The organism is Klebsiella sp. CN_Kp100 (genome assembly GCF_040065315.1).
Classification (GTDB): domain Bacteria; phylum Pseudomonadota; class Gammaproteobacteria; order Enterobacterales; family Enterobacteriaceae; genus Klebsiella; species Klebsiella oxytoca.
Genome location: NZ_JBEAIJ010000029.1, coordinates 14,976 through 39,166, shown reverse-complemented (window position 1 = coordinate 39,166; position 24,191 = coordinate 14,976). Strand labels below are relative to the sequence as shown.

The window sequence follows — 24,191 nt, the reverse complement described above, 5'->3', positions numbered from 1 at the left end:
AGCGCGCAGGCGTTTATATTGAGCAAAGTTAGCGCCTGCGCGCTGCCCTTTCGCCGACCAGCAGCAGCGCCAGCGCAACCACAACCGGGACCAGCGATCCCCACAATACGGCGTTCCAGCCGAAGAGGTTCATCAACGCGCCCGAGGAAAATGAGCCAATCATCATGACGCCGAAAACGATAAAATCGTTCAGCGATTGCACCTGGTTTTTCTCTTCCGGTCGGTGGAAATCCATAATCTGCGTCGACGCGCCGGTAAAACCAAAATTCCAGCCGATGCCCAGCAGGATCAGCAACAGCCAGTAGTGCATAACATCAATACCGGCCAGGCCAACCATCACCGAGAGCGCCAGCAGAATCAACCCGGCAGCGTTAATACGCCGGGCGCCGAAACGAGCGATCAATTTGCCGGTGAAAAATCCGGGACCGTACATGGCGATTACGTGCCACTGGATACCCAGATTCGACGCCTGCTGCGACAGGCCGTGCATATGCATGGAAAGCGGTGCGGCGGTCATCAGGAAGTTCATTACCATGTAGGCGATTGCGCCGCTAAATACCGTTCGGGAAAACCCGGGCTGGCGCACAATTTCGCCCAGCGGACGCCCGCCGGACTTCGCCTGCGCCGCCGGTTCGGCGGTTTTTACTCCCAGTAATACCCACGCCGATACCGCTGCCACCAGCCCCTGAGCAATAAAGGTCATAGCAAAGGTGTGCGGCGGCCAAAGATTCATGGTGCCGGTCACCAGCATCGGACCGATGACCCCTGCCGCCACTCCGCCCCCCATCACCAGGGAGAGCGCACGCGCTCGCCGTTCGCCGCTGACGCCGTCAGTAGCGGCAAAGCGAAAGGAAACCGCCACCGCCGCATAGGCGCCGCCGAAAAAGGCCGCGATGCAGAATAGCCAGAACGAACTCATGACCACCGCCGTCGCCGCCAGCAGTCCCGTCAACATACCGGCGCCGGTCCCGACCATAAACACCGTTTTGCGTCCGCGCCTTCTGGCCAGCGCGCCAAACGGCAAAATACAGGCCGCCATGCCCAGCACAAAAATGGTAATCGGCAGCGTGGCCAGGGTTGGAGAGGGCGCGATGGCGTTGCCAACAATCGCCCCGGTAGCGTAGAACACCACCGAGTTTGCCCCTGCCAGCGCCTGCGCCGTCGCCAGGCGAACAATATTCTGGTTTTGCTGCCTGACGGGCAACGTCATTTCAGCGCTCATAGATTCTCATTATCCTGAATTCATTTTTCGTTATGCCAACGCCCCGGATGACATAATGAACGTAATCAGGCATTTCGACCAGCCATCACGCCGCCATCAATATCCCATACCGCGCCGGTCACCCAGCGGGTGCTATCGCTAAGCAGAAACGCTACGGTTTGCGCGATATCGTCAGGCGTACCGACGCGGCCAATAGGATGGAAGCCGTCGAAGCTATTCATCACATCCTTCACAGCATCTTCAGGTAGAAAGGCTTCATATATCGGTGTATGCACTACCGCCGGAGATATCGCATTGACGCGAATCCCGCTGCTGCCCAGCTCAATTGCCAGATTTTTGGTCAACGCATGCAGACCTGCTTTTGCCATTGAGTAGGCTGACGACGGCGTTGCGCCAATCGCCTGCTGCGCCCACATCGATCCAATATTCACAATTGAGCCTTTGATATTATTGGCCAGCATATTGCGCACCACGTCGCGGGTGATAAAAAAGGTCGCGCGGTTGAGATTCATATACCGATCGTAATCGGCCATTTCATGTTCGATGAACGGCTTCGGGAAGAAGACGCCAGCGGCGTTAACCAGCAGGCTGATATCCTGATGTTTCGCGTTGATGCTCTCCATAACCCGCGCCATACCCGCTTCGCTCATCAGGTCAGCGACGATGATCTCCACGTTACCCTCAGCCGCCAGCGCCTGACGGGCCTGCTCAGCCCTCTGCTGGCGATTGCCCACCAGCACGACCTGACCGCCCTGTTCAACAACCCGTCTGGCCGTTGCCAGCCCCATACCGCTGGTTCCGCCAACCACTAACAATTTTTTACCGGCAAACGCTGTGTTCATCATTAACCTCTTTATGCTTGATTTGGATGGCCTAAGCATGCCTTTGCAGAGCCGCGCTGACGAATGAGAAGAAATCGCGTCACAATAAAGAAAATCTATCTTGATGGATTATACTCATGCCAAAATTCATTGATGGATATTCAGCATGCGCTCGCTTAACCGACTGAAATGGCTTCACGCTTTTGAAGCCGCCGCCCGCCACGGCAGCTTTACCGGCGCGGCCCGAGAGCTGGGCGTGACGCCTGCCGCCGTCGGGCAACTGGTCAGGGCGCTGGAGGATTGGGTTGGCCATCCGCTGCTGCACCGCACCCGCAGCGGTAAAGAGCGTCTCACTCTGGTGAACGAGGCGCAGGAGGCGCTGCAGGATATTACTCAGGGGCTGGATAAGCTGGAAAGCGGGCTGAATAAACTTCGCGGTCGCCGGGCGCGTTCCGTGGTAGTGATCACCGCCTCACAGGTGCTGATGATGAACTGGCTGATGGAGCGGTTAAACCGCTTTTCCGAAGCCTATGAAAACATCGACCTGCGCCTCAACGTTACGGAAAAGCTGATGGATGTTGCCCACGGCGAAGCGGATTTAGGCATCCGCTGCGGTCGCGGCGACTGGCCCGGTGTGGATAAAACCTGGCTGATGGATGAAGAAGCGGTGCTGGTGTGCAGCCCGCTGATCGTTCCAGCGGGCAAATCCGCCTGCGGCGACTGGCTGGCACAGCAAAAGCTGATCTACGATGATACGCCGCACCCGGGAGCCCGTTTTCCTTCCTGGGAGGAGGTTCTGCAGGCCGCTCAGGCCCCAGCGGCGCGCGATAGCGGGCTGCATATCAACTCAACGTCGGCGGTCATTCTGGCCGCGCTCAGCGGGCGCGGCGCCGCCATTGTCCGCCGGGCGCTGGTAAAACAGCTTCTCGCCACCGGTCAGCTCGTTCAGCTACATCCGGCCTACCGCTGGCCGCTCAGCTGGTCCTACTATATCGTGACGCCCCGGCATGCGGCCATGCGCCCGGAAGTGAAGGTATTTCATGACTGGCTGCTTCACGATGTACTGGCGGAGAGCGGGAACGCTGATTTTCTGCCGCTGACCCCGCCATAGAAAACCTTTGTTGTTTTATGGGTTGACCTGGTCATGGATGCGCCACTTCTGTTTGAGCACATTTTTGTCCTGGCTATCCAGCCACTGATTTACCTTTTCCAGCAGCTGCGGGTTATCTTTATTCATCATATAGACTTTGAAGCTGGCGGTGCCCGGGAAGGGTTGCTCATTGGCCACGCAAAACACGCCCGGTTCATTGCTTTGGTAATACACGCCTTCGATCAGGTCGGTTACCATCATATCCGCCGTTTTCTGCCGCAGCGCTTCAAGGTTATCCACGTTATTTTTCACCCGAATAATCTGCGCCTGCTTGAGATGTTCATCCACAAAGCTTTGATTGGTGCCGCCCGGGTTCACTACCACCTTCACGTTTGGCTGGTCGATTTTTTCCAGGCTGCCGAGAGCGGGCGCCGCCGCGCAGTTAGCCAGCGCAATTTTGCCGTTCGGCACGACCGGCTGGCTTAAGGCGAATTCCTTCGCCCGGGCCGCAGTTTCCGTCACCCCGCCCATAGCAATATCAAACTTATCCGCTTTCAGGTCCGCAGAGAGCGTTGGCCAGCTGGTCGGCACAAAGCTTACCTTTAGCCCAAGCCGCTTGCCGAGATCCTTCGCCATATCGACATCGTATCCCAGCAATTCTCCGGCTTTATTATGAAACGCCAGCGGCGCGTAATCTCCCGGTACGCCGACTTTAAGTTCGCCGCTTTGTTGAATGCTGTTCATGTCGCGCGCCTGGGCGCCGAAGGCGACACCAGCGATGACGAAAGCAATACCTGACTTCAACTTCATCTTTATATCCTTGTTCAAATGTGAACCGTTTTATGATTATCCTGCGCTGCGCAGCGGATTCTGTTTATCGTTCATAAAATCTTTAATCATGGATGCCGTCAATACCGGCGGCGAAAAACGCGAGATCGTTCCGTCGGCCGCTTGCCCGGCGAGCTGCTCGCAAAAGCGCTCAACCTGATTAACCGGACAGCCGGCAATATCCTGGGCGGAAAAACGCCACCACCGTAGCGCCAGCAGCTGCTCGATAATCGCCTCGCTAAAGCGCATGCGGATAACTTTCGCCGGGTTACCGCCGACAATGGCGTAAGGCGCGACATCTTTGACCACCAGCGCGTTGGCGGCGACAACTGCGCCATCGCCAATAGTAATGCCCTGCGCCAGAGTGACGTTCTGGCCAATCCAGACATCGTTGCCGATGGTTATCGGTCGGGGAGTTTTTTCAAAAGGGTAAAACTGGTTGGGCCTGCCGCTATCGGCAGCCAGCGTCGCCATCACGCCGGAGTGATGGGCATAAAAAACCGGGCTGGCGCTGGCCCACTCCAGGGGATGCCGATCGCCAAGTACCTGTAACCGGTCGGCAATCGATGTGTAGCGCCCCACTTTAATCAGCGCCGGCAGCAGGGTTCGCGTATAGCTAAAAGAGCCCAATGAGGCCAGCCGTTCGCCGCAGCGCCCCCAGTAGGTGGTATACGCCTCGGTGGTTAAATTTTCCGGTATCTCGATCGGCAGATCGTCACGGTAAAAGGCGTGGGCGCAGACCAGCTTCTGCCCGCCGACAAAAATTCGCTGCGCCTGCAACAGGGGTTTAAGCTCCCCAAAGGTGATTTTCATGATCGATTTCCCGCACCAAAGTATTCCCGGTCAGCCGCTTCATCTCTCGATCATTGATAGCGTACCGATCCGCTCGCCGCGCGAAAAATCACTATGACATCTCTTTTTTGTGAGCTACAACGCGAAAGCGTTGGGCCGTAATCGCCTGCGATCGTCAGTTATACTCCAGCGCAAAGGTCACCATGCTATTGGCGGTGCCGGCGGTCACCGCATCATCGGTCTGAACGTACTGGGCGTTGAAGTTGATATTCTCCGCGCTGCCGGCGCTGCTGGCGTTAACCCGCTTTAGCACCGGGAGATTGCTGGCCTCGTTGATTTTGACGCTGGTCCCTGCCGCAGGCGCCGGGGCGCTGTTATTGCCGTACGTGAGCCTGACGCCCACCCCGCTCGCAGAGGCGTTGGCTTTGCTTAACGCGAGGGTATCCGTACCGCCGCCTGGTGAGGTGACGCCAAAAAAGCCGATGCGGATATCGGTTGGCGTGGAGCAAAAGACCGGTATGGAGAAGCTTTTCGCGCTGCCGCCGGTGGTGCTTTTGCCCTTGAACTCCGCTTTATTCACCGTCCCCAGGCTAACGTGAATATTCGTGGTTGAAACCTGACAACTGCCGCTGCTGCCGATATCGACGTTCAGCGCCGCCATATCGAGCGTGACCGGCGAGCTGGCGACAAAACCGGCGCGGCTGTCGGCCTGCTGCTGGATCGTCAGTTCGCCAATCTGCGGCTGCGCCGGAACGTTAGCGTGGTTACCGCTGACCAGGGCGACGTCCCCGGTCTTATAAAACGTCACAAAGACTTTCACCACAATCTGCTGCTGGTTCAGCAGGTTAGCCATCTCCTGGCTGTCACACACCGTCACGGATTCCGCACTATCGGCCGCGTGGCTGCCATCAATAAAGCGAACCGCGCCGCCGCTGCACTGGAAGCCCAGTGAGTATCCGATACCCTCCAGCGCCGAGGGGAACACGTGCTGACCGCCGATGGAAAGCGGCGATGAGGCCGTTTTTAGCTGCCGATAAACCAGACGCTTTGCCGCCGCTTTCGGCACCTGAAGATCGCAGGAGAAATGAATCCCGCTGCCGTTATCCGCCATCACGCCGGTCATCTGCGTATTCAGCGGCAGCGTGGGCAGGTACTTGATATTCTGGACGTTCACGGTCATCTGGCCGATATCCCCTTTGCAGGTTTCCGCCCAGCCGCTGTGGCTATAGATGCCCGCTATCAGCAGGAATAAAAACGATACTATGCGCAAAATCACCTCTGTGCAGACCTACTGGCAGAAGCCAGAGACGGTTTTAACCGGACTCTGCCTCTGCTGTACGGTATCGGTAAGATGGAAATGCAGCGCGCATCTCCGTGAGATGTTGTCGGCATTCCAGGCGACATCCAGCGTCCCTTCCTGCGGAATGCCGCTCAGATAGACCTGCCCGCCGTCGGCCACCATGCCGCCCGGGGCCCCGCCAGGATCGTCTTCAGCTTTCCGCAAGCGAACGCTGGCGCCGAACGGCAGCAGCCCGTGACTATCGCTGAGGGTAAACAGCACGCGGCTGCCGATATGGGTCTGGTAGTTCGCCTGCACCACCGCCCCGCCGCCGGGGATCACCGTCTGTCCTTCAAGTTCGACATCGGCATCGTCGGCCAGCGATTCGGTATCAAGCGTAATGGTGTTTTTGCGATAGGCCGTCAGCGAAGGCACCACCGCATAGCCTCGCCAGTCGGTATGCACATTGCTGCCGTTCTGAATCGCCACCTCAGCAGCGCCCGGCGCACGCACGATGGCAAAGCTTTCGCCGACGGTCTGCCCGAGCGTCACGCCATGAGGATGGGCGACAACGGAGCCCGATGCGCCCCAGGTAAGCTGCTGACTGGCGCTATCGTGGCGATAGCCGAGCTGCGCGGTTCCGTAGCCGCCGTGGTAATCCAGCGCGGCGCTGCTGTTACTGCCCTGACCGCCGTTAACGTAGCCCTGCTGGAGGGAGTAGTAGAGATTGGGATGATGCGGAAGCGAACCGAACAGCGACGCCTGCTGCGAAGTACGTCCGCTATTGTCGGAGGTCATGCTGTAGCTGATCGCGCTCTCGGATAGCGGGCCGAAAAGCGGAACGCTCAGATTAAAAGACCACGAACGATCGGCTTTTTGTCGATCGGATGAATGGGTGTAGTAATAACCCACGCCCCACGTCACGCCTCGCCAGGCGCTGTAAAATCCGAGATGCAGCGTTTCATCGCGGCTATGACTGTGCCAGTACTCCTGCGACCAGGCGGATATCGCCAGGCTGCTGATACCGCCAAAGGCCTGAGAAAGCGATATTTCTTCGCGGCTGCGCTTGTTGTCGAGCAGCCCGTTGCGGCTTTCAAGCGCATTCGCTTCGCTGAAGTCATAGTAGCCACTGGAGGAGTAGCGATAGCTGGCGAGACTGAATGAAGTCCCCGTGCCGGCAAAATCCTTCTGATACTGCACGCGCACCGAATGACCTGCCGAGCGCTTTCCCGACGGCGCTGTGGTGTTTGCCCACGTCGCATCGCCTCCGATCGACCCCAGTTCGCCCAAACCGCGCCCGATGCCAAGCGCCCACGACTGGTAATCCTGCGCCAGCTGGCTACCGCCGTAGAGCGTGAATTCAGCCGGTAGCCCATAAAACAGCGTGCCCTGTAAAAACGTCGGCGACTGCCCCTGGCGCTGCGCTGAACGGAAGCGCCCGGCGCTCAGGTTGTATTTAACCCGCCCTTCGCGCAGCATAAAGGGTACGGCTGAAAAAGGTTGCGTAAAGGTTCGCACCGAACCGTCGCTCTCTTTCACCTGGACTTCGAGGTCGCCGCTTTGCGCCGTCGGATAGAGATCGTTTATTGCAAACGCCCCCGGCGAGACGAACGTTTCATAGATCACGTAGCCATGCTGGGATATCGTCACCTTCGCATTACTATGCGCCATCCCGCGGATCGTTGGAGCGAAGCCGCGCTGGCTGTCCGGCAGCATTTCATCATCGGACATTAGCTGAATACCGCGAAACTGCACGCTGTCAAAAACGTCGCCGGTCGTAAAGGTATCGCCCATTCGCAGCAGGCTTTTGAGGGATTTCACATCGCGCTGTAGCCAGGTGCTCTGCGAATTCCAGCGCCGGGTGCGATCGTACTCCATCGACGATACGTTGCGCAGGCGCCAGGCCCCAAGGTTAACCCCGCTGCGTAGGTTCAGATAGCTGGATTGGCTATTGTCATCCGACTGCCGGATTTGCGACCCGGTCAGGTTGTAGTTAACAAACGCCGCCGGGATACCGTCGTCCCAGCGCGCTGGATCCACGTATCCGCGGCTCTGGACGTTCATGGCCGCCTGGGGAATGCTTAAGATCAGGCGCTGATCGGCAAAATCGAAACGGCTACTGGCATCAGGAATGTAGCGCTCGATGTGGGTGAACGCTTGCCCCTCATGCAGCGATTGAAAGGCAGAAAAAGCGCTGACGTTCACGCCATATTCCGCCAGCTGCGCCGGGGTTAACTGCGGCTGCAGCGCGCCGTTGCTGTCGATAAACGTCACCTCGCCCCGGGTTATTTCCTGATTATTCACCCAAATGCTGACTGAATAAGTCCCCGGCTGCTGGCCGCCTGATTTTGCAAAATAGCGTAAGTCAGCGGTCTTTTGCTGCGGATTGGCAAATTCTAAGGCCGCCGGATCGAAGTACTCATCCGCCCGCGCGATGCCGCTTTGACAAAGCAGGAAAAGCGCCGTCGGCACCGTCGCTAATAATGAAATCCCGCCGGTTGGCGCAGCGATCGCCGTATAACCGGAAGTCATACCAGAGGGGTTATTTTTCACAATATCCTGACCAGACGAAGCAAAATTACTGTTGCGCGAAATCCGTCATCCCGCCGAAATCATTAATGGCGCGCCACTTAATAATGCCGGTGCGATGAATCGGCCACTCTTGCTGGCTAAAGGGTCCAATCATGCCGGGTTCAGTAATCTCCTTGCCGCCTACCGAAAGGGTAAAAAATGAAACAAAATAGGGCGTCGGGTTTTGCGCTACCAACCGTGAGCCGTCAATTTTAAACGTCAGCTTGCGCCATGCATCGGCTGGGTCACCCGTCAGGCCATTCGGGCGATAGAAGATCTTAAATTTTGATTTAATATTGACCTGTAGCTTATTCACTTCATCTTTTTTCGTTGGCGCAATACTTTTTACATTGAGCCAAAATACCGATTCCCGATCCGCGGGCAGCGTTGCGCCAATGAAATTAATACGCAACACGTTCTGCTGTTCTGGATCGAGCCGGAATAACGGCGGCGTAACGATAAACGGCACCCGGCTCTTATTATTCTCCGCATAATTTTCCACCCACGATTGCACCAGATAAGGCGAATGGCTATCTGCATTAGTAACTGATATTGCGGCCTCTCGCTTCCCTTCCTGATAGATTACCCGGGTTCCTCCCATGACAATACCGGCGTGGGCCGCAGTGGATAATATTAACAAGGCTAGCGCGGCGATCGTTCGTTTCATAATCATTACCGTCCGGGAATAATAAAAGCGGGTATCAGTAACAAGGCCTGATAATAAATATGGATAAACCAGGGCGCCCGTCTTTCAGCCAGGCAGAAGCTAACGCCTTGCCCGGCCCGGGCAAGCTTTAATAAAAGTAGCGTTACCCGCTTTTATTTTATTAGTTGTAAACCATATTGAAGTTAGCTGTACCGTTGGCAGAACCCGCGGTAACCGCACTGGTCGAGACATAGTCAGCAAAGAATTCGAGATCGGCGGTTCCGGTAGTGGTGCCGCTGGCACCGGCGGTAACGCTATGGCCGCGAGAAACGTCGCCAAGCTCAACCGGCGTCGATTTGTCATCTTCATACAGCTTAATCGCTACCCCTTTTGCGGTACCGTTAATCGCCAGTAGATCGCTATTGTTGCTATCGCGGGTACCGTCAAACAGCACCGAGACGGTGGTGACGGTGGAAGGACAATCTTTGACTTTGATATGAAAGGAGGTTTTGGTAGTTTCTGAACCCGTGCCGGTAAAATAGCTGCTCGCCCATTTTCCCAGATCGACGCTTTGATTCGCGCTGGTGCTATCAACATTACAGGAGGAGTCGGTAATGGAGCCGGTAAATTCCACCTGACCGCCCGTTCCTTGCGTGCCCGCATTCGAGCCGGGATTCACGGTCATTACCGAACTGGCCGGCTGTGAAGGCGTGGATAATGCGCTGCCAGACACCAGAGCACCGACAAACATTGCCATAATACGAAATTGCGTTTTCATTATTTATCTCATCTCTAACTTATATTTTTACAGATTCCGCGCTAAGGCTTAAGGCCGCGCAAATCTGCATACAGATCCTCCATGTTAATAGTATTGGCGTTCCGTCCGCTGGCCATCAGGAAAAAACCCGTGCCGCTCAATTGATCATGCGTAATAAAATAAAAAGTGCTTTTAGCGAAATTGACTAACCATTTATTCAGGGAACAAATAAATACTATCCCTACCCATTACAAATCGCAATATTTTGTTATGTTAATGAAATGCTGTTTTATTTCACATATAAAAATAATATTAAAGACATTGCGCTTTTTGTTAATTAACGCAACCAAAAATCACGATACAACAACATCAAATCGCAACATTGGATTGCACAATTTAACAAAAACAACGAATTTAGCCGCTATTTTGCGGCAATAAATCCGTGAGCACGCGCGGCATTTATTAAATATTAGGATTAATCTTAGGTTGCGTTCAATCTTATTTTCGTAAACGAATAATCAATAATCACGTGAGTAATTATTAATAATCAATATGGAAGAAGCTTTTTTAAGCGGCAAGCGGCTGGACGCAAAAGCAATAACAGTACTTTTTTTATGGAATAAAAACCCGCAATCAAACAAGATTGCGGGCGGTATTGAAAAATGAATAAATAGCAGGCTTCGATCAGAACAGGCCCAGCGGCGCGGTACCGTAGCTGACCAGCAGGTTTTTCGTCTGCTGGTAGGCGTTGAGGGCCATTTTATGCGTTTCACGCCCTACGCCGGACTGTTTGTAACCGCCGAATGCGGCGTGCGCAGGATAGATGTGATAACAGTTGGTCCACACCCGGCCGGCTTTTATGCCGCGCCCCATGCGATAGGCAAGATTGGTATCCCTCGTCCACACCCCAGCCCCAAGGCCGAACTGGGTCTGATTAGCGATAGACAGCGCCTCAGCTTCATCCTTAAAGGTGGTCACGCCAATCACCGGGCCGAAAATCTCTTCCTGGAAGCTGCGCATATCGTTGCGTCCCTGAATCAGCGTCGGCTGAATATAGTAGCCGTTATCCAGTTCGGCAGAGATGCTGGCGCGTTCGCCGCCGGTCAGGATGGTACCGCCTTCATCGCGAGCGATCTTGATATACGAGAGTATTTTATCGAACTGCTGACGTGACGCCTGCGCGCCGATCATCGTACCGGTGTCAAAGGGGTCGCCGCGGCGAATTTGCGCCACTTTGTCCATGACCCGCGCCATAAAGGGTTCGTAAATAGACTCCTGAATCAGCGCGCGGGACGGGCAGGTACAAACCTCCCCTTGGTTAAAGAAGCCCAGCACCAGGCCTTCCACCGCCTTCTCGATATACTCATCTTCCCCCTCCATCACGTCGGCAAAGTAGATGTTCGGCGATTTACCGCCCAGCTCAACGGTGCAAGGGATAATGTTTTCCGCCGCGCAGGCCATAATATGGCGGCCAACCGGCGTCGAGCCGGTAAAGGCGATTTTGGCAATGCGTTTACTGGTGGCCAGCGCTTCGCCCGCCTCTTTGCCAAAACCCTGAACCACGTTAAGGACGCCCGCCGGGAACAGATCGCCAATAATCTCCAGCAGCAGCGTGATGCTGAGCGGCGTCTGCTCCGCCGGTTTTAGTACCACGCAGTTACCTGCCGCCAGCGCCGGCGCCAGTTTCCAGGCGGCCATTAACAGCGGAAAGTTCCACGGGATAATTTGTCCGACCACGCCAAGAGGCTCATGGAAATGGTAAGCCACCGTCGTTTCATCAATCTCCGCCGTGCTCCCTTCCTGCGCGCGCAGGCAGCCGGCGAAGTAGCGGAAGTGATCGACCGCCAGCGGCAGGTCGGCGTTGAGCGTTTCGCGGATCGGTTTGCCGTTATCCCAGCTCTCCGCCACCGCCAGATACTCGAGGTTGGCCTCAATACGGTCGGCAACCTGCAGCAGCAGATTGGCGCGCTGCTGAGCCGACGTTTTGCCCCAGGCGTCGGCGGCCCGATGCGCCGCATCCAGGGCGAAGTCGATATCTTTGGCATCCGATCGTGGAAACTGACCAATGTTGCTACCGTCGACCGGGGAGGTGTTCATAAAGAATTCGCCGCCAATCGGCTCGACAAATTTACCATCAATAAAGTTACCGTAAGCAGACTTCAGTGAAACCAAAGCGCCCGGCGTGCCAGGATGTGCATAACGCATCGCGAATCTCCTTCATGTAGGGTTGAAGCGCAGCGGCGTATTAGTTTTGTCCGGCGGCTCGCTGCGTCTTCAGACCATTGCAGGGGGCGTGCCACCTTTTTCGCCACCAAAAATATTTCTATTTTTCATATTGATAGCCTATAAATCTCGCTTTCTGTTGCACTGAATGTTCCTTATGTGTTGCAAATCGCAACACTAACAAAACCTTGTAGCTACAATATTGCAACACTAGTGAGATGACGAGGTGTCCCGTGCCAGGAAATCCATTTGCCCTGACGCCAGAGATCAAAGCGAGCCCGCTGCTGAGCGACTCCTGGTGCCGCAGCCAGCGCTATGGCATCGACCCCGCTACTGACGACTTCCCTCGCCTGCACGCCAGCGAGCTGGCCGACAGGCTCGCCAGCCATAGTCGTCTGCAAAAGCTGGCCCAGCCGGTGGTTAATGCCTTGTCCAGCAAGGTCAACGATCTGCAATCGGTGGTGATCCTCTCTGACGCCAGCGGACTGGTTTTGCAAACCTTTGGTGAGACGCAGGCCATGCAGAAAGCGCAGCGCTTCGCTTTAGCCCCGGGCAACCTGTGGAGCGAAAGCGGACGCGGAACCAACGCCATCGGCACCGCGCTGGCGATAGACGACAGCTGCGAAATTGATGGCCGTCAGCATTTCCTCACCAGCAACCAGGGCCTGTATTGCGCCGCCGTACCGCTGCAAAATCCCGAGGGGAAAATAGCCGGGGTGCTGGATATCTCCGGCCCGGCCCACTATCCGCACGCCCGGACGCTGGCGTGGGTAAAAGGCGCCGCGAAGCAAATAGAATATCTATGGGTGAAACAGAGTCTGCACCCGCAGCAGTGGCTGATGAGCCTGCATCCCCGGGCGGAAAAACTCGACAGCGTAGACGAACGGCTGCTGGTCTTTACCGATAACGTGCTGACGGCGGCTAACCGGCTGGCGATGCGCGAATTCGACCTCGACGCCGCCCGGTTTGGTCATCTCACTTTCCAGCAGCTTTTTTCGCAGCTGCGGCAAACCGCCGTTAGTATCCCGCTGCCGGTCGCCGTCGGAGGGCACAACTACTATTACCGTCTGCGTGCTCCCGCGACCGCCAGCGTGGCGACGACCGCGCGCCCGGCACTCGATCTGCCGTTCTCCAGCCCGCATGAATCAGAAAAGCTGCTGCGTCTGCTTAATGCCGGGATTGGCTTATGTATCGAAGGAGAGACCGGCTGCGGCAAAGAGTACGTCAGCCGCACGCTGCACCGGCACAGCCGCTGGAGCAGCGGCAAATTCGTCGCCATCAACTGCGCCGCTATTCCGGAATCGCTAATTGAATCAGAACTGTTTGGCTACCAGCCCGGCGCGTTTACCGGGGCAAACAAAAACGGCTATATCGGCAAAATCCGCGAGGCCGATGGCGGCATTCTTTTTCTTGATGAAATTGGCGATATGCCGTTAGCGCTACAGACCCGGCTGCTGCGGGTCTTGCAGGAGAAAGAGGTCACGCCGCTAGGCGCCAGCCGGAGCTCGCCGGTGAACTTCGCGGTCATTTGCGCGACCCATCGCAACCTGGCGCAGCGGGTGGCCGAAGGCGTCTTCCGCGAAGACCTGCTCTACCGCCTGCGTGAGTTTGCCCTGACGCTGCCGCCGCTGCGCAAGTGGCCTGAACTGCCTGCGTTTATTCAGCGGCTGTGGCGCGAGCAGGGCGGAGAGAAACGTCGCATCACGCTGGCCCCGGAGGTTATACAACGGCTGGCGGCTCAGCCCTGGCCAGGCAATGTGCGCCAGCTGCAAAGCCTGATGAGAGTATTGCTGGCGCTTGCCGAAGATGGCGAAACGCTGGGGGTCGATGATTTGCCTCATGAGTACCGAACCCCGACCGCCGCGCCGGGTGGGCTACAGCAGCACGATGCGCAGCTGATTGCCGACACCCTGGCAAGCTATAACGGCAATATCAGTAAGGCCGCGCAGGCTTTAGGCGTCGCACGCAGTACGCTCTATCGCCGCGCCGCCCGCCGCGGAGGCCAGTGAGCCAGCCATGGAGATGACGTCAGGGCATGAAGCGCGGCGGTAGCCAGGCGAACAGGCGTTTACTTATCGTTTCGCACAGGGAGGTTAATCGTCGCCCGACGCCCTGCCAGACAAGCTGCGCGCTACCGACGCCACAGGCTGAAATAAATCGTCGTGGATTCAGCCAGGCTATTTAGCCTCACAATATTCATGACTGGCGTAATGCGCTTTTTTATTTTAGTATTTACTAAATTTAGAAAAGACTAAAATAAATGAATACACCAGAACAGCTACAGGCCAGCGCGGGCGAAGCCGCCGCGCTGCTGAAAGCCATGAGCCATCCCAGCAGGCTTTTGATTCTGTGCATGCTGTGCGATTCGCCGGGCACCAGCGCCGGCGAGCTGGCGCGGATCACCGGATTAAGCCCCTCCGCCACATCTCAACATCTGGCGCGAATGCGCGATGAAGGGCTGATCGGCTGCGAGCGTCAGGCGCAGCGGATCCACTACTTCATTACCCGGCCAGCGGTGCAGCAAATCGTCACCGCGCTAAAGTCAATTTACTGTCCTTAAGGAGCGTCTATGACTATCGCTACACTTTCTCCCGCCGAAGCCCGGGCGCTCATCGACAGAGGCGCCCGGCTGGTCGATATCCGCGATGCCGATGAATACGCCCGTGAGCATATTCCCGGCGCACAGCTCGTCCCACTGGAAACCTTGAACAAAGGCGCAGCGCTGCACGCCAGCCCCGAGGAGACGATTGTTTTTCACTGTCAGGCAGGTTCGCGCACTCAGAATAACGCCGCCCGTCTGGCCGCCTCCGCCGCGCCGGCGCAGGCCAGGCTGCTGGCTGGTGGAATACAGGCCTGGAAAGCGGCAGGTCTGCCGGTGGAAGAGGATAAATCACAGCCGCTACCGCTGATGCGTCAGGTTCAAATCGCCGCAGGCGTCCTGATTTTGCTTGGCGTCGCTTTAGGTTATACGGTTAACAGCGGCTTTTTTTTGCTTAGCGCATTCGTCGGCGCCGGACTCGCCTTCGCCGGTATCACCGGCTTTTGCGGCATGGCGCGGCTTTTGGCGCTGATGCCCTGGAATCGTCGTTGACCTCTACCTCTTTCGGTCAGCTGTTGATAACGCTTTTGCTGAGCTATGGTTATTGTCAGCGATAATTTTTATCAGCACACAGGAGAAGAAGTATGTTTACAGTCGGTGACCTGGTACAGCCGCGCGCAGGCGGACCAAAACTCAAAGTCGTTGAAGTCCAGGGCGACAGCATTATTGCCGTTCAGGCCGGTAACGAGCAGGGGGAGAAATATACGCTGAAAGCAACCGAGGTAACGGCTTATAAAGAAGACGGCGATTTTGGCGTGTGCTGATTAAGCCGGGTAAAAATAACGGTGGGTTTCCCCACCGTTCTGAATATTAGATCAGGAAGCTCTCAAGGGATTTACCCTCAGCGACGGCTTTAGCGAGCGGCTTCGGCATACGTCCCTGCCCGGTCCAGGTTTTCTCGGCGCCGGTATGATCGGTAAAACGATATTTAGCCGGACGCGGCTGGCGCTTTTTGCCGCCTTTTGAAGTCGCGGTCGCGTGGCCCACTAATTCCTCCGGGGTGATACCGTCAGCGGTCATTAATTCCAGCCAGGTGTTTATTTTTTCCTGATATTCCGCCTGCTGTGCCTGAGCAGCCTGCTCTTCAGCGCGTTTTTCTTCAGTGACGGTCCTTAGCTTTGCCAGCATATCTTCAAGCACGTCAATGGAGAATTCACGAGACATGGCGCGGAGTGAACGAATATTATTCAGTTTCTCTAATAGTAATGACATATATTTCAAAAAATTCCCAAATAGCAAATAAAACAAAAGTGACGGCAATAGTTTAATTGATTCGATTATTTATTTCCAGCCCTGGATAATTCTGTATATCCATCCTCACTTAGCGACAACAAATATGATAAACAAACCGATAACAGGGTAATTATTAGCAATGAATAAGCGCTGAAAGATAGCTCAATATGAATAGCGGCCATTCTTTGATGTAATACCTGTAGGCTCAGCGAGTTATCAGAATATTCCGCTTAGCCAGGCAAAATGCGGCAGGCGTCTGTACGGAATATTCATGCATGAGTTATGAATAGCCACCCAGAGAGTTATACAGCATATCATGCTGGTTTTATGCTCTTTGATACGTAAAAAACTCCAAAAGTGACCCCGTTCACATCAGAACCCGATTCTGTCACGAAACGACGCTGTTACCCATTGCCAGAGGTATCGTCCATTCTGCGCGTAATAAAATCAAATCATTGATAAATAATAAAAAATGAAGCAATGACAACAAAAGTAGCGTAATGAACAAAAAACAGACAGTTGCAGAGTATTTTATCGACAAAAAGCCTTTAAATAAAAATTTATAGCTAGTTGCCACTTTTAATGCAGAGATATACTCTACGCACATCAAAACAGGCAACCCAAAACGCTAAACAAAAGCGAATCTTTTGGCATTATCGACTTCATTTTCGAGGAGCACACCGATGTTCTCTGCGCAGTCCCGCTTGCGTCATGCGGTAGCAGACACCTTTGCGATGGTGGTTTACTGCACCGTTGTGAACATGATGATCGAAATCTTTCTCTCCGGAATGAGCTTCGAGCAGTCGTTATCTTCAAGACTGGTGGCGATTCCGGTGAACATTATTATTGCCGTCCCCTACGGTTTTTATCGCGATTTTGCGATGCGCCAGGCGCGCCGCGTCAGCACATCAGGCTGGATGAAGAACATTGCGGATGTGGTGGCCTATGTGACTTTCCAGTCGCCGGTCTACGTAGCGATTTTGCTGGTTGTCGGCGCTGACTGGCATCAGATTGCCGCGGCGGTAAGTTCAAATATCGTGGTGTCGATGATGATGGGCGCAGCGTACGGCTACTTCCTCGACTACTGCCGACGCCTTTTCCGCGTCAGTCCCTACCAGCAGGCCAAAGCCTGAGTTAATGCGAAAAAGCGACTGGTTCCGCCAGCCGCTTTTTGTCAGCTGTATTGCGCTTCGCCAAACAGGCCACTCAGAAAACGCTCAAGCGCCATGCGCGAACTGAACCCGTGTGGAATACCATAATGCTGCTGAGCGTCTCCCGCTAAATACAGCGGAAACTGCTCGTAATGATCGCAGGTTTTGATATCCGACGCGGGCTCCGCAAGCGTAGTGCTGCGTTCTTTTAAAGCCGGATGAATAATTAACGCGGTACGCCCCATACGAGCTTCACGGTTCACGTAAACATAATTATCGCCACGGCGATAGCCATAGGCTTTTTGCGTCACAACATCCATGGTGAAGCCGGCTTTTTCAAGAACTCGCGCCACCTCATCGGGTCTTAAATACATACTAATTCCTCATTATCTTTTACCGCACGTTAACCTTACCTTATTCATTAAAGCCAACGCTTTCGGAATATTCCATAAAGGGCGATTTACAGCATAAAGCAAAATCTTGTCCTACACTTATAGACTCAATGGAATAAAGGGAGAAACCAATGGCCAACCGAGCAAACCGCAACAACGTAGAAGAGAGCGCTGAAGATATCCATAACGATGTCAGCCAATTAGCGGATACGCTGGAAGAGGTGCTGAAATCATGGGGCAGCGACGCCAAAGACGAAGCGGATGCCGCGCGTAAAAAAGCGCAGGCGCTGCTGAAAGAGACCCGCGCGCGCCTTAACGGCAACAACCGCGTTCAGCAGGCGGCATGCGACGCCATGGGCTGCGCTGACAGCTACGTGCGCGACAAACCGTGGCAAAGCGTTGGCGCTGCAGCAGCCGTTGGGGTATTTATTGGCGTATTGCTGAATTTACGTCGATAATAAAACTGCCAGACCAATGAAGATAACAAATACGCGTCCACCCCTGCCTACTCCGGTATGCAGGGGTTTTTATTTGTCCTGAGAAGCAAGAGCCCGAGTCAGCTTTCGTACCACCTCGCCCGCCATCTCCGCTGAGGTTAAATTGGTGAAGCTCATCAGCAGCGCCCCTTCTCCCCGGCTATCCATTCGCCAGTCGCTTAACGCCTGGATGGCCAGACCGGCCTGTCTGCCGCGCAGGGCCAGTTGACGATCGTCGCCGCTTACCCTGACGACCATCTGAATGCCGCCCGCTTGCGGAACCACCGCGATACCGTGCTCCCGCAGCGCCGATTCAAGCCACTGACGACGCTGAGCATAGCTGGCGCGCATTTTCTTCAGATGGCGCCAGAAATGGCCTTCGCGGATAAAATCAGCCAGCGTCTGCTGCCACAACGTCGGCACGCTACAGCTCATCAGCGCCGCCTGTTGGCGAAACTGCGCCACCAGCGGTTCCGGCACCACCAGCCACGCTGCGCGTAATGCCGGGAAAAACGTTTTACTGAACGCACCGGCGTAGATGACGCGCTGCGGGGCGTCGAGGCTTTTTAGCGGCGGCAGCGGCTTGCCGCGATAGCGGAATTCGCTATCGTAATCATCTTCGATAATCCACGCGTTATTCTGCGCCGCCCATAGCAGGAGCTGTCTGCGCCGGGTCAATGAGAGCGCAACGCCGAGCGGGCTTTGATGAGCCGGCGTCAACAGCGCAAAATTCGCGTTTGGGTAATACCGCTGCGCCCAGCCAATATCCATTCCGTCTTCGTCAACCGGAACCGGGCAGATCGCCACCCCTTCGCCGCTCACGATCGGCCGGATAAGCGGAAATCCCGGATCCTCCATCCACATTTGCTGGCCCGGCCGGGACAGCGTTCGCAGAATGAGGCTCATCGACGCCGCGTAGCTACCCGTCACCAGCACCTGCTCAGGACGACACTCTATACTGCGCGACAGGCGCAAATAATCGACGATCGCCTGCCGAAGCGTCGGGTCCCCGCAGGGATCGCCGGGCGCGAGATCGAAACGCGTTTGCGTACGCAGCCGGCGCCCCATAATCCGCGTCCACAGACCGCGTGGAAACAGATCCAGCGCGGGCAGCCCAAGCTGAAGCGGCAGCGGCGCTGTCGGTTCATCGGCGGCAACAGAACGTTCAGGCACGCTTTGCTGTGGGCTGAGGCGATCGCTGACAAAGGTTCCCGCCTGCCCGCGCCGCTCCAGCCAGCCCTGCGCTACCAGCTCTCCCCAGGCGTTTTCAATCGTAGCTCGCGATACGCCAAGCTCCTGAGCATAGACCCGACTCGCCGGCAGCCTGCTGCCCGGCGCCAGCTCGCCACGCTCAATTGCCTGCTTGAGCTGTCGGGCGATACGCTGGTAATGCGGGATTTTTTTGGCATCCATCATGGTCTGCTTTTTTCATCACAATATGGCTATCTTATGCAGTCCATTATAGTGCTATTTTCCTCGCGTCTTAATGAGGAGAGTAAAATGAACACACTACGTCAGCCGTACAATGAACTGAGCCCGGAAGTCTATAACGCTCTGGTTAAGGCCAAGATTACGCTGGAAAAAAGCGAGCTGGACGGCGCGCTGATAGAACTGGTGTATTTGCGGGTATCGCAAATCAACGGCTGCGCCTTCTGCCTGGAGATGCACAGCAAAGCCCTGCGTCAATCCGGCGTGGCGCAAAACAAACTGGACGCCCTGGCAGGCTGGCGGGTGAGCGCCCATTTCAGCGATGCGGAACGCGCGGCGCTGGCGTGGGCTGAATCGGTCACCCATATCGCCGAAAGCCATGCGGAAGACGCTGTTTATCTACCGCTCCTCGCTCATTTTAACGCCCGGCAGATTAGCGATCTGACTTTCGCCATCAGCCTGATGAACGCCTTTAACCGCCTGGCGGTAAGCATGCGTCTGTAATTTTTCGGTAAGAAATCCCGTCCCCCGGCGGATCTTTCCTCGGGGGCCAGTCTTTACAAAAACCATATATATTGAGTTGTTGAACTTTTAAATAACTACATCTAGTATTTCCTTCAACGATAACCCATAGCACGCGACGCCAGTTTTTGCGTCGTGCTGTTATCTTAAATGGAAATACGAATCATGCGCATTACTATTTACACTAAAAATGACTGCGTGCAATGCCATGCCACGAAACGGGCCATGGAAACCCGCGGGTTTGAGTTCGACATGGTCAATATTGACCATCATCCCGAAGCCGTCGATATGCTGCGCGAGCAAGGCTTCCGCCAGCTACCGGTGGTGATTGCCGGAGAGACCCGCTGGTCCGGCTTCCGTCCCGATATGATTAACCGCCTGCGTCCAACAGCCTCAGCGGCCAGCCTATGAGCCTGATCGTCTACTTCTCCAGCAGTTCCGAAAACACGCATCGGTTCGTCCAGCGTCTGGGGCTGCCCGCCGTGCGTATACCGCTTAACGAACGCGAGCGCATTCAGGTAGACGAACCCTACATTCTTATCGTCCCCAGCTATGGCGGCGGCGGCACGGCGGGCGCAGTCCCCCGCCAGGCGATCCGTTTTCTCAACGATCCGCATAACCGCCAGCGCATTCGCGGCGTCATCGCTGCGGGCAACCGCAATTTCGGCGAGGCCTACGGTCGGGCGGGTGACGTCATCAAGCAGAAATGCGGCGTACCGTACCTCTATCGCTTTGAGCTGATGGGCACCCCGCAAGATGTCGACAACGTGCGTAAAGGAGTAAGCGAATTTTGGCAACGACAACCGCAGAACGTATAACCACCGAGGCGCCGGATTTCCATGCCCTCAACGCGATGCTGAATCTCTACGACAGCAATGGTCGCATCCCGTTTGACAAAGATCGCCAGGCGGTGGCGGCGTTTATGGCCAACCACGTTGAGCCGAATACCGTGCCCTTCGCCAGTCTGGACGACAAGCTGACGTGGCTGGTCGCCGAAGGCTATTACGATGCCAGGGTTCTGGCGCGCTACGATCGCCAGTTTATTCTTGAGCTGTTTACCTATGCGCAAAACGGCGGTTTTCACTTCCAGACCTTTCTCGGCGCATGGAAGTTTTATACCAGCTACGCGCTGAAAACCTTTGATGGTAAGCGCTACCTTGAAGGCTTTGCCGACCGCACCTGTATGGTGGCCCTGAGCCTGGCGCAGGGTAACGAGGCGCTGGCCCACCAGCTAACCGATGAGATCCTCTCCGGGCGTTTCCAGCCCGCTACGCCGACGTTCCTCAACGCCGGTAAACAGCAGCGCGGCGAACTGGTCTCCTGTTTCCTGCTGCGTATCGAAGATAATATGGAATCGATTGGCCGGGCGGTGAATTCGGCGCTACAGCTATCGAAACGCGGCGGCGGCGTGGCGTTTCTGCTCTCTAATCTTCGCGAAGCCGGGGCGCCGATCAAGCGTATCGAAAATCAGTCCTCCGGCGTCGTACCGGTGATGAAAATGCTCGAAGATGCCTTCTCCTACGCCAACCAGCTCGGCGCGCGTCAGGGGGCCGGCGCGGTCTATCTGCATGCCCATCATCCCGATATCCTGCGTTTCCTCGATACCAAACGCGAGAATGCCGATGAAAAAATCCGCATAAAAACGCTCTCGCTCGGGGTCGTCATTCCGGATATTACCTTTCAGCTAGCGAAGGAAGACGCGCAGATGGCGCTGTTCTCGCCCTACGACGTCGAACGTCTGTACGGTAAACCGTTCGGCGATATCGCGGTAAGCGAAATGTATGCGCAACTGGTGGCCGACGAGCGGGTATGCAAGCGCTGGATCCGCGCCCGCGATCTGTTCCAGCGGCTGGCGGAAATTCAATTTGAATCCGGCTACCCGTACATCATGTTTGAAGACACGGTTAACCGCGCGAACCCGATTGCCGGGCGCATCAATATGAGCAACCTGTGTTCGGAGATTCTGCAGGTCAATGCGCCTTCCACCTTTGATGAAAACCTGGATTACGCCAGCATCGGCCAGGATATCTCCTGCAATCTCGGCTCGCTGAATATCGCCCACACCATGGACTCTCCCGACTTTGCCCGCACGGTCGAAGTTGCCGTGCGCGGTCTGACGGCGGTGTCCGATATGAGCGATATCCGTTCGGTGCCGTCGGTCGCGGCGGGCAATGCCGCTTCACACGCCATCGGCCTCGGACAGATGAATCTGCACGGCTATCTGGCGCGCGAGGGCATCGCCTACGGTAGCGAGGAAGGGCTGGATTTCACCAATTTCTATTTCTATACCATTACCTGGCACGCGCTGCGCACTTCAATGCTGATAGCACGTGAAAGAGGGACCCGTTTTGCCGGATTCGAGCAGTCGCGGTACGCCAGCGGCGACTATTTCCGGCCCTACCTGGAAGGCGACTGGCAGCCGAAAACGGCAAAAGTCCGCGCGCTGTTTGCCCGCTCCGCGATTACCCTGCCCGACCGCGATATGTGGCGGCAGCTGCGCGATGACGTGATGCGCTACGGCATCTATAACCGCAACCTACAGGCGGTGCCGCCCACCGGGTCTATTTCGTACATCAACCACGCGACCTCCAGCATCCATCCGATCGTGTCGAAGATAGAGATCCGCAAGGAGGGGAAAACCGGACGCGTCTATTATCCGGCGCCGTTTATGACCAACGACAACCTGGCGCTGTATCAGGATGCTTACGAAATCGGCCCGCAGAAGATCATCGACACCTACGCCGAGGCGACGCGTCATGTCGATCAGGGGCTGTCGCTGACTCTGTTCTTCCCCGATACCGCGACCACGCGCGATATCAATAAAGCGCAAATTTACGCGTGGAAGAAAGGCATCAAAACGCTCTATTACATCCGTCTGCGCCAGCTGGCGCTGGAAGGTACCGAAATCGAAGGCTGCGTGTCCTGCGCGCTGTAAGGAGAACAGGATGACCCATTTATCGCGCGTCAGCGCCATCAACTGGAACAAAATTGAAGACGATAAGGATCTGGAGGTCTGGAATCGGCTGACCAGCAACTTCTGGCTACCGGAGAAGGTGCCGCTGTCTAACGATATCCCCGCCTGGCAAACGCTTTCCCCGGCGGAGCAGCAGCTGACAATCCGTGTCTTCACCGGCCTGACGCTGCTTGATACCATCCAGAATACCGTTGGCGCCCCGGCGCTGATGGCCGACGCCCTCACCCCGCACGAGGAGGCGGTACTGTCGAACGTCAGCTTTATGGAGGCGGTACACGCTCGCTCCTACAGCTCCATTTTCTCTACTCTCTGCCAGACTAAAGACGTCGATGCCGCTTACGCCTGGAGCGAACAAAACGCGCCGCTGCAGCGTAAAGCGCAGCTGATGCTGGAGTACTACCAGGCTGATGAACCGCTGAAGAAAAAAATCGCCAGCGTTTTTCTCGAATCATTCCTTTTCTATTCCGGCTTCTGGCTGCCGATGTACTTCTCCAGCCGGGGGAAGATGACCAACACCGCCGATCTGATTCGCCTGATCATCCGCGATGAAGCGGTACACGGTTATTACATTGGCTACAAATTCCAGAAAGGGCTGGAAATAGTCAGCGCCGAGAAGCGAGAAGAGATGAAAAACTTCGCCCTCGATCTGCTGATGGATCTGTATGACAACGAGCTGGCCTATACCCGCGAGCTGTATGGCGATAGCGGCTGGGTTGAAGAGGTTAACGCCTTCCTGTGCTATAACGCCAACAAGGCGCTGATGAATCTCGGCTACGAGGCGCTGTTCCCGGCGGAAATGGCTGCCGTCAACCCAGCGATCCTCGCTGCGCTTTCGCCGAATGCCGACGAAAACCACGACTTCTTCTCCGGCTCGGGTTCGTCGTATGTCATGGGAAAAGCGGAAGAAACCGTCGATAGCGATTGGGACTTTTAGCCTTACTTTCACCAGGAATATATCTGCATATTTCCTGGTGATTTATTTCACATTATTCATTTTCATCCCACTCAATATCTTTCGGTCATCACTGCGTCATATTCAACAGAATGCCATCGGTTTCCGCCCGAATTAAGCTAACATAACTAAAAAATATCAACCATGAGCAATTCCCGCTCAGCCCTTATATCACGGGGGATGTACCGGAATTGTCCCTCGTGCATTCCCGCAGTAATTCGCCATAAAGGGTTGT

Annotated in this window: 24 protein-coding genes; 12 read left to right on the top strand and 12 right to left on the bottom strand. The window is 55.6% G+C overall.

Annotated features, from left to right (window positions below):
• Positions 1 to 28 precede the first annotated feature (28 nt).
• Positions 29 to 1,222, bottom strand: coding sequence for an MFS transporter (locus tag ABLV12_RS09490; RefSeq protein ID WP_154022869.1), 1,194 nt, complete (start codon positions 1,220 to 1,222; stop codon positions 29 to 31).
• 65 nt (positions 1,223 to 1,287) lie between these two features.
• Positions 1,288 to 2,064 carry an SDR family oxidoreductase gene (locus ABLV12_RS09485; protein WP_064397967.1) on the bottom strand — a complete coding sequence of 259 codons (777 nt, stop codon included), beginning with the start codon at positions 2,062 to 2,064 and terminating at the stop codon, positions 1,288 to 1,290.
• Positions 2,065 to 2,209: 145 nt separating this feature from the next.
• Between ABLV12_RS09485 and ABLV12_RS09480 the strand changes: the two genes are divergently transcribed.
• Positions 2,210 to 3,154 carry a LysR substrate-binding domain-containing protein gene (locus tag ABLV12_RS09480; protein WP_335269692.1) on the top strand — a complete coding sequence of 315 codons (945 nt, stop codon included), beginning with the start codon at positions 2,210 to 2,212 and terminating at the stop codon, positions 3,152 to 3,154.
• Positions 3,155 to 3,169: 15 nt separating this feature from the next.
• Here ABLV12_RS09480 and ABLV12_RS09475 read toward each other — a convergent pair whose 3' ends face one another.
• From ABLV12_RS09475 to ABLV12_RS09445, 7 genes are all read right to left on the bottom strand, one after another.
• Positions 3,170 to 3,943 carry a transporter substrate-binding domain-containing protein gene (locus tag ABLV12_RS09475; protein ID WP_348867010.1) on the bottom strand — a complete coding sequence of 258 codons (774 nt, stop codon included), beginning with the start codon at positions 3,941 to 3,943 and terminating at the stop codon, positions 3,170 to 3,172.
• 36 nt (positions 3,944 to 3,979) lie between these two features.
• Positions 3,980 to 4,774: a CatB-related O-acetyltransferase gene (locus ABLV12_RS09470; protein WP_348867009.1), complete on the bottom strand. Its 795-nt coding sequence runs from the start codon at positions 4,772 to 4,774 to the stop codon at positions 3,980 to 3,982.
• Between the two features lie 154 nt (positions 4,775 to 4,928).
• Entirely contained in the window at positions 4,929 to 6,023 is a 1,095-nt protein-coding gene (locus tag ABLV12_RS09465; RefSeq protein ID WP_064397964.1) for a fimbrial protein, read from the bottom strand.
• A gap of 18 nt (positions 6,024 to 6,041) precedes the next feature.
• Positions 6,042 to 8,585 (bottom strand): fimbria/pilus outer membrane usher protein, encoded by a 2,544-nt coding sequence (locus ABLV12_RS09460; protein WP_348867008.1) that lies wholly within the window; start codon positions 8,583 to 8,585, stop codon positions 6,042 to 6,044.
• Positions 8,586 to 8,610: 25 nt separating this feature from the next.
• Positions 8,611 to 9,270, bottom strand: coding sequence for a molecular chaperone (locus tag ABLV12_RS09455; protein WP_032692342.1), 660 nt, complete (start codon positions 9,268 to 9,270; stop codon positions 8,611 to 8,613).
• Between the two features lie 160 nt (positions 9,271 to 9,430).
• Positions 9,431 to 10,027 carry a fimbrial protein gene (locus ABLV12_RS09450; protein WP_348867007.1) on the bottom strand — a complete coding sequence of 199 codons (597 nt, stop codon included), beginning with the start codon at positions 10,025 to 10,027 and terminating at the stop codon, positions 9,431 to 9,433.
• Positions 10,028 to 10,690: 663 nt separating this feature from the next.
• A complete protein-coding gene (locus tag ABLV12_RS09445; RefSeq protein WP_348867006.1) occupies positions 10,691 to 12,211 on the bottom strand; it encodes an aldehyde dehydrogenase family protein in 1,521 nt (506 codons plus the stop codon).
• A gap of 251 nt (positions 12,212 to 12,462) precedes the next feature.
• On the opposite strand from ABLV12_RS09445, the gene ABLV12_RS09440 reads away from it, so the two are divergent.
• From ABLV12_RS09440 to ABLV12_RS09425, 4 genes are all read left to right on the top strand, one after another.
• On the top strand, positions 12,463 to 14,238 hold the full coding sequence (locus ABLV12_RS09440; RefSeq protein ID WP_004104735.1) for a sigma-54-dependent Fis family transcriptional regulator: 1,776 nt from the start codon (positions 12,463 to 12,465) through the stop codon (positions 14,236 to 14,238).
• 251 nt (positions 14,239 to 14,489) lie between these two features.
• Entirely contained in the window at positions 14,490 to 14,789 is a 300-nt protein-coding gene (locus ABLV12_RS09435; RefSeq protein ID WP_004104742.1) for a metalloregulator ArsR/SmtB family transcription factor, read from the top strand.
• Positions 14,790 to 14,798: 9 nt separating this feature from the next.
• Entirely contained in the window at positions 14,799 to 15,320 is a 522-nt protein-coding gene (locus ABLV12_RS09430; protein WP_004114690.1) for a rhodanese family protein, read from the top strand.
• 92 nt (positions 15,321 to 15,412) lie between these two features.
• The gene (locus ABLV12_RS09425) at positions 15,413 to 15,592 is read left to right on the top strand and encodes a hypothetical protein (RefSeq protein ID WP_004104744.1); all 180 of its coding nucleotides are present in this window, start codon (positions 15,413 to 15,415) and stop codon (positions 15,590 to 15,592) included.
• Positions 15,593 to 15,638: 46 nt separating this feature from the next.
• On the opposite strand, the gene stpA is transcribed toward ABLV12_RS09425, so the two are convergent.
• Positions 15,639 to 16,040 carry a DNA-binding protein StpA gene (gene stpA / locus ABLV12_RS09420; protein ID WP_004104745.1) on the bottom strand — a complete coding sequence of 134 codons (402 nt, stop codon included), beginning with the start codon at positions 16,038 to 16,040 and terminating at the stop codon, positions 15,639 to 15,641.
• Between the two features lie 704 nt (positions 16,041 to 16,744).
• Between stpA and alaE the strand changes: the two genes are divergently transcribed.
• The gene (gene alaE, locus ABLV12_RS09415) at positions 16,745 to 17,194 is read left to right on the top strand and encodes an L-alanine exporter AlaE (protein WP_004104747.1); all 450 of its coding nucleotides are present in this window, start codon (positions 16,745 to 16,747) and stop codon (positions 17,192 to 17,194) included.
• A 41-nt stretch (positions 17,195 to 17,235) separates the two neighbouring features.
• Here the strand turns inward: alaE and ABLV12_RS09410 are convergent, their stop codons facing one another.
• Entirely contained in the window at positions 17,236 to 17,586 is a 351-nt protein-coding gene (locus tag ABLV12_RS09410; protein WP_004104757.1) for a DUF2002 family protein, read from the bottom strand.
• Between the two features lie 149 nt (positions 17,587 to 17,735).
• On the opposite strand from ABLV12_RS09410, the gene ABLV12_RS09405 reads away from it, so the two are divergent.
• Entirely contained in the window at positions 17,736 to 18,062 is a 327-nt protein-coding gene (locus tag ABLV12_RS09405; RefSeq protein WP_004104759.1) for a DUF883 family protein, read from the top strand.
• A gap of 69 nt (positions 18,063 to 18,131) precedes the next feature.
• On the opposite strand, the gene ABLV12_RS09400 is transcribed toward ABLV12_RS09405, so the two are convergent.
• On the bottom strand, positions 18,132 to 19,493 hold the full coding sequence (locus ABLV12_RS09400; RefSeq protein WP_335269701.1) for a PLP-dependent aminotransferase family protein: 1,362 nt from the start codon (positions 19,491 to 19,493) through the stop codon (positions 18,132 to 18,134).
• Between the two features lie 87 nt (positions 19,494 to 19,580).
• On the opposite strand from ABLV12_RS09400, the gene ABLV12_RS09395 reads away from it, so the two are divergent.
• From ABLV12_RS09395 to nrdF, 5 genes are all read left to right on the top strand, one after another.
• Positions 19,581 to 20,012 carry a carboxymuconolactone decarboxylase family protein gene (locus ABLV12_RS09395; RefSeq protein WP_064343683.1) on the top strand — a complete coding sequence of 144 codons (432 nt, stop codon included), beginning with the start codon at positions 19,581 to 19,583 and terminating at the stop codon, positions 20,010 to 20,012.
• Positions 20,013 to 20,195: 183 nt separating this feature from the next.
• Positions 20,196 to 20,441 carry a glutaredoxin-like protein NrdH gene (gene nrdH, locus ABLV12_RS09390; RefSeq protein WP_004104766.1) on the top strand — a complete coding sequence of 82 codons (246 nt, stop codon included), beginning with the start codon at positions 20,196 to 20,198 and terminating at the stop codon, positions 20,439 to 20,441.
• On the top strand, positions 20,438 to 20,848 hold the full coding sequence (gene nrdI, locus ABLV12_RS09385) for a class Ib ribonucleoside-diphosphate reductase assembly flavoprotein NrdI (protein ID WP_016810039.1): 411 nt from the start codon (positions 20,438 to 20,440) through the stop codon (positions 20,846 to 20,848). Before nrdH ends, nrdI begins: the two co-directional genes overlap by 4 nt.
• Positions 20,821 to 22,965 carry a class 1b ribonucleoside-diphosphate reductase subunit alpha gene (gene nrdE, locus ABLV12_RS09380; protein WP_016810038.1) on the top strand — a complete coding sequence of 715 codons (2,145 nt, stop codon included), beginning with the start codon at positions 20,821 to 20,823 and terminating at the stop codon, positions 22,963 to 22,965. Before nrdI ends, nrdE begins: the two co-directional genes overlap by 28 nt.
• Before the next feature lie 10 nt (positions 22,966 to 22,975).
• Positions 22,976 to 23,938 (top strand): class 1b ribonucleoside-diphosphate reductase subunit beta, encoded by a 963-nt coding sequence (nrdF, locus tag ABLV12_RS09375; RefSeq protein WP_004104773.1) that lies wholly within the window; start codon positions 22,976 to 22,978, stop codon positions 23,936 to 23,938.
• Positions 23,939 to 24,191 lie beyond the last annotated feature (253 nt).